This window comes from Trujillonella endophytica (genome assembly GCF_900110555.1).
Classification (GTDB): Bacteria; Actinomycetota; Actinomycetes; order Mycobacteriales; family Geodermatophilaceae; genus Trujillonella; species Trujillonella endophytica.
The window spans coordinates 1-4,360 of sequence record NZ_FOEE01000028.1 but is presented as its reverse complement, the minus strand read 5'-3'; the positions used below and the strand labels follow the sequence as shown (position 1 = coordinate 4,360).

6 protein-coding genes and 1 pseudogene are annotated in these 4,360 nt (G+C 73.8%); 6 read left to right on the top strand and 1 reads right to left on the bottom strand.

What is annotated here, in order from left to right; translation table 11 throughout:
• The 6 genes from BMY88_RS23115 to BMY88_RS23090 all read left to right on the top strand — a co-directional run.
• Window positions 1-368: transposase (locus BMY88_RS23115; protein ID WP_139220570.1), on the top strand; the 368-nt coding region annotated here is incomplete at its 5' end.
• A gap of 126 nt (window positions 369-494) precedes the next feature.
• Window positions 495-1,064, top strand: coding sequence for a hypothetical protein (locus BMY88_RS23110; RefSeq protein WP_091949773.1), 570 nt, complete (start codon window positions 495-497; stop codon window positions 1,062-1,064).
• Window positions 1,065-1,160: 96 nt separating this feature from the next.
• Window positions 1,161-1,730 (top strand): hypothetical protein, encoded by a 570-nt coding sequence (locus BMY88_RS23105; protein WP_091949770.1) that lies wholly within the window; start codon window positions 1,161-1,163, stop codon window positions 1,728-1,730.
• 5 nt (window positions 1,731-1,735) lie between these two features.
• Window positions 1,736-2,428: a PIG-L deacetylase family protein gene (locus tag BMY88_RS23100; protein WP_091949767.1), complete on the top strand. Its 693-nt coding sequence runs from the start codon at window positions 1,736-1,738 to the stop codon at window positions 2,426-2,428.
• A gap of 133 nt (window positions 2,429-2,561) precedes the next feature.
• Window positions 2,562-3,263, top strand: a complete 702-nt coding sequence (locus BMY88_RS23095) for a PIG-L deacetylase family protein (protein WP_091949764.1) — start codon at window positions 2,562-2,564, stop codon at window positions 3,261-3,263.
• 249 nt (window positions 3,264-3,512) lie between these two features.
• Window positions 3,513-4,118 carry a dihydrofolate reductase family protein gene (locus BMY88_RS23090; RefSeq protein ID WP_091949761.1) on the top strand — a complete coding sequence of 202 codons (606 nt, stop codon included), beginning with the start codon at window positions 3,513-3,515 and terminating at the stop codon, window positions 4,116-4,118.
• A 102-nt stretch (window positions 4,119-4,220) separates the two neighbouring features.
• On the opposite strand, the pseudogene BMY88_RS24545 reads toward BMY88_RS23090, so the two are convergent.
• Window positions 4,221-4,360, bottom strand: a pseudogene (locus tag BMY88_RS24545) (IS110 family transposase); the annotation flags it as partial.

Here is a 4,360-nt window from a genome sequence, read left to right as displayed (position 1 = left end):
CGGCGCTCTTCGGCGCCGGCGCGGACGTGGCCGGACAGCTGCTGGTCACCGCCGGCGACAACCCGCACCGGCTGCGCAGCGAGGCCGCCCTGGCGCACCTGGCCGGGATCAGCCCCCTGCCGGCCAGCTCCGGACGCACCGACCGCCACCGGCTCAACCGCGGCGGCGACCGCGCCGCCAACAACGCGATCCATCGGATCGTGCTCTGCCGGATGCGCCACGACGACCGCACCCGCGCCTACGTCGCCCGCCGCACCGCCCAGGGACTGAGCAAGAAAGAGATCATGCGCTGCCTCAAGCGCTACGTCGTCCGTGAGGTCCACGCCGCGCTACTCGCCGACTTTGACGACCTGGTCTCCACTGCTTGACGCCGATAGGAGCATCTCCCCCGTCGGGGTGGTCTCCTCGCCGGGACGCTCCGGTCCCGGCCCGGGACGTCCGATCTCTCCAGGGTCGAGCGGGCAGGCCGCTCCGGACGGACGAGGGACGACGCCATGGCAGGCACCGGCACGGGAACGGTCTCCCGCATGCGCACGCGGCTCACGAGGTCGCTCACGGCGGTCGCGGTCGCCGCCGTCGCGGTGGTCGCGACCCCGGGCACGGCCTCGGCCGCGGGCCCGGTGACGGGCTTCCTCGACTGCTACCGGATCAACAGCGACTCCACGATCACCGCCGTCCTGGGGTACACGAACCCCACCGGGTCGTCGAGGACGATCCCTCACGGGACGGCGAACCAGTTCACGCCGACCCGCCTCCAGGGCAGCCAGCCCACGACGTTCGCCCCCGGGACGGTGCACGCCGCCTTCTCCGTGACCCTGACCTGGACCGAGGCCAACTCGAAGACGGGCCGCTGGAACCTGGACGGCACGGTGCTGCAGTACGTCGCGGGGATGGAGAACGCGACGTCGTGCCCGCAGAGCATGCAGCTGCCGGCCGACGGCAACGGCCTCGGCCCGCTCATGGTCTTCGGCGCGGCCGGCCTGTTCGGCGCAGCGCTGATCGCGCGGTCCCAGCGCCGCGCGCGGCGCTCGGAGCCGGAGACGTCCGCTCCCTCCTTGGGGTGATCTCGGGCGCCGGACCCTCCAGTCCGGGGCCCCGGTGGTCGATCCCACCCGGGTGGAGCGGGAAGGCCGCTCCGGAGCACCCCGAGGGACGACGCCATGGCAGGCAGCAGCAGGAACACCGGCTCGCGCATCCGCGCGCGGATCGCGCGGCTCGCGACGATCGGGGTGATCGCGGCCCTGGCCCTGATCTTCACCCCGGGCACCGCCTCGGCGAACACCGGCGTGGCCCCGATCGTCGACTGCTACCGGTACAACAACGACGGCACCTTCTGGGTCGTCCTCGGCTACACCAATCCCGGCAGCCAGAAGACGTACGCCTACGGGACGACGAACCAGGTCTACCCGACCCGCCTCCAGGGCCAGCAGCCGAAGCAGTTCGCGGCCGGCACCGTACACGGCGTCTGGACGGTCCGGCTGACCTACGCCGAGATCTTCCAGCAGGACGCGCGCTGGGTGCTCAACGGCACGACGCTGCGGTACTCGCAGTACGTGAACTACGCGCAGGAGTGCCCGCCCAGCACGGTGCTGCCGGCCGACGGCAACGGCACCGGCACCGCGGTGGCGCTCGGCGCGGCCGGCGTCGTGGGTGCGGCCGTGCTGGTGCGCCACAAGCGCCGGCTGAACCGCCTCGCGGACTCTCCGCCGTCGCCCGACGCGGGGGCCTGAGCCGGATGCGCAGCGTCCTCGCGATCGGCGCCCACCCCGACGACGTCGAACTGGGCTGCGGCGCCACGTTGCTGGCCCACGCGGCGGCGGGGGACACCGTGACGATGCTGGTGATGACCGGCGGCGAGAGCGGCCCCGGCGATCCGGAGCACGTGACCGGGCGCCGGCTCGAGCAGGAGGCTGCCGCCCGCGCCCTCGGCGCCCGGCTCGTCTGGGGCGGCATGTACGACTGCATGCTGACCGCCGATGCCGCCACCGTCGCCCTCATCGAGGGGGTGCTCGAGGAGACCGCTGCCGACGTCGTCTACGTGCACGCCCCCGACGACAGCCACCAGGACCACCGCGCGATCGCCTCGGCGGCGCAGGGGGCGGCTCGGCGGCTCTCGCGGGTGCTGCACTACCAGAGCCCGTCGACGCTGTCGTTCACCCCGACCGTCTACGTCGACGTGACCGCGCACCTCACCGGCAAGCTGCACGCGCTCGGGGCGCACGCCTCGCAGGTGGAGCTGTCGGCGATGGTCGAGCCCGACGCCGTCGTGGCCTCGGCCCGGCACTGGGGCGCCCAGGCCCGGATCGGCTACGCGGAGGCGTTCGCGCCGACGCGGATGGTCCTCGACCTGGCCCCCGCGCCGCGGCGGCGTGCCGAGGACCTGCCGGCGGTGCACCGGCTGGTGCCCACGGCGCGCCTCGCCGGCTGACCGCAACGCCGTCCACCGCCCGGATCTCCCCCTCAGGGGGGAGGTCCGGGCTGCATTGTTCGGGTGGCTCCGGCCCCGTGCCGATGGAGTTCGCGAGGGCGGAACGCACCGCCCCGGACTGGAGGACCTGGCCATGGACGGCGCGGGTACAGGGCGCAGCGTGCTGGCCATCGGCGCGCACCCCGACGACATCGAGCTCGGCTGCGGGGGCGCGCTGCTCGCGCACGTCGCGGCCGGCGACGACGTGACGATGCTCGTGGTCACCGGCGGCGAGAACGGCCCCGGGAACGGTGCCCGCGGTGCCGGCCGGCGTGCCGAGCAGGAGCGGGCCGCCCAGCTGATCGGCGCCCGGCTCGTCTGGGGCGGCCTGCACGACTGCGAGGTCGTCGCGGACTCCGGCACCGTGCGCCTGATCGAGCGCGTGCTGCGGGCGACCCGCGCCGACCTCGTCTACGTGCACGCGCCCGACGACAGCCACCAGGACCACCGCGCCGTCGCCTCCGCGACGCAGGGCGCGGCCCGGCGGCTGCCGCGGGTGCTGCACTACCAGAGCCCGTCGACGCTGTCGTTCAGCCCGACCGTCTACGTCGACGTGACCGCGCACGTCACGGGCAAGATCGCCGCGCTCGCCGCGCACGCCACCCAGGTGGAGCTGTCGGCCATGGTCGAGCCCGACGCGGTGGTCGCCTCGGCCCGGCACTGGGGCGCCCAGGCCCGGCTCGGCTACGCCGAGGCCTTCCAGCCCACCCGGCTGGTGCTCGATCTCTCCCCGGTCACCCCGGGCGGCGCGATCGCGGTGCCGGCCGCCTGGCAGCTCGCCCCGTCGATCGGCTGATCCCGGCCGCTGAGCTCCACCCCCCACTCGCTGCGCGGAGCCGCCGGCTGCGTCGACGGCTGCTTCGACGGCTCGGCGCACCGTGCCGGCGGCTTCCCGGCGTTGCCGGCGCGATCGCCCCGGCATCGTCGGGCAATCGCCGGCAGGGTCGGTTGCGGCCTCGCGGGTTCCTCGTCTCCCGCAGCGCGGCCGATGAGTTCGCGGCTCCCGGCCGGTCGTGGTCGCACCACCCCTGGAAGGGACGCCGCCATGTCAGAGCTTCTCGTCGACTTCATCACCTCCCTCGACGGCTACGCGTCGGGAGAGGGCTGGCCCGGGTTCTGGGGCCTCGAGGGCCCGGAGTACCTCGCGTGGCTCGGCGAGCAGCCCGAGGTCACCTACCTGATGGGAGCGAACACCTACCGCCTGATGTCGGGCTTCGCCGCGGGCGAGGTTCCGGGCGGCCAGGAGGAGTTCAGGCCCGAGGAAGAGGCATCCGTCGACGAGCTCACGCAGGCGTCCAAGGTCGTCTTCTCCTCCTCGCTCGAGGAGCCACTGGCGTGGGCCAACTCCACGCTCGTCCGCGGCGACGCCGTCGACGCGGTCCGCGCCATGAAGGAGAGCGGCTCGGGGCTCCTCAGCACGATCGGCAGCCTCAGCCTGTGCCGGTCCCTGCTGACCGCCGGACTCGTCGATCGCTTCCGGGTCGGCATCTTCCCGGTGATCACCGGGGCCACGGGCGAGGAACGCATCTACGACGGCTACCCCGACGTCGCCCTCGAGATGATCGACCACCGGACCTTCGACGGCCGCATCCAGATGGTCGAGTACAGGCCACGCGTGCTCGAGCGCCCGCCGCTCCACGCCCCCGCGTGACGTCGCCCGGCGCCGTCCGACGTCCTTGCCAGCAGGGCGCGCGCCTGTGCCCCGCGGCCAGCAGGGCCGCGGGGTGGGCTGCGGGGGATGCTCCTATCGGCGTCAAGCAGTGGAGACCAGGTCGTCAAAGTCGGCGAGTAGCGCGGTGTGGACCTCACGGACGACGTAGCGCTTGAGGCAGCGCATGATCTCTTTCTTGCTCAGTCCCTGGGCGGTGCGGCGGGCGACGTAGGCGCGGGTGC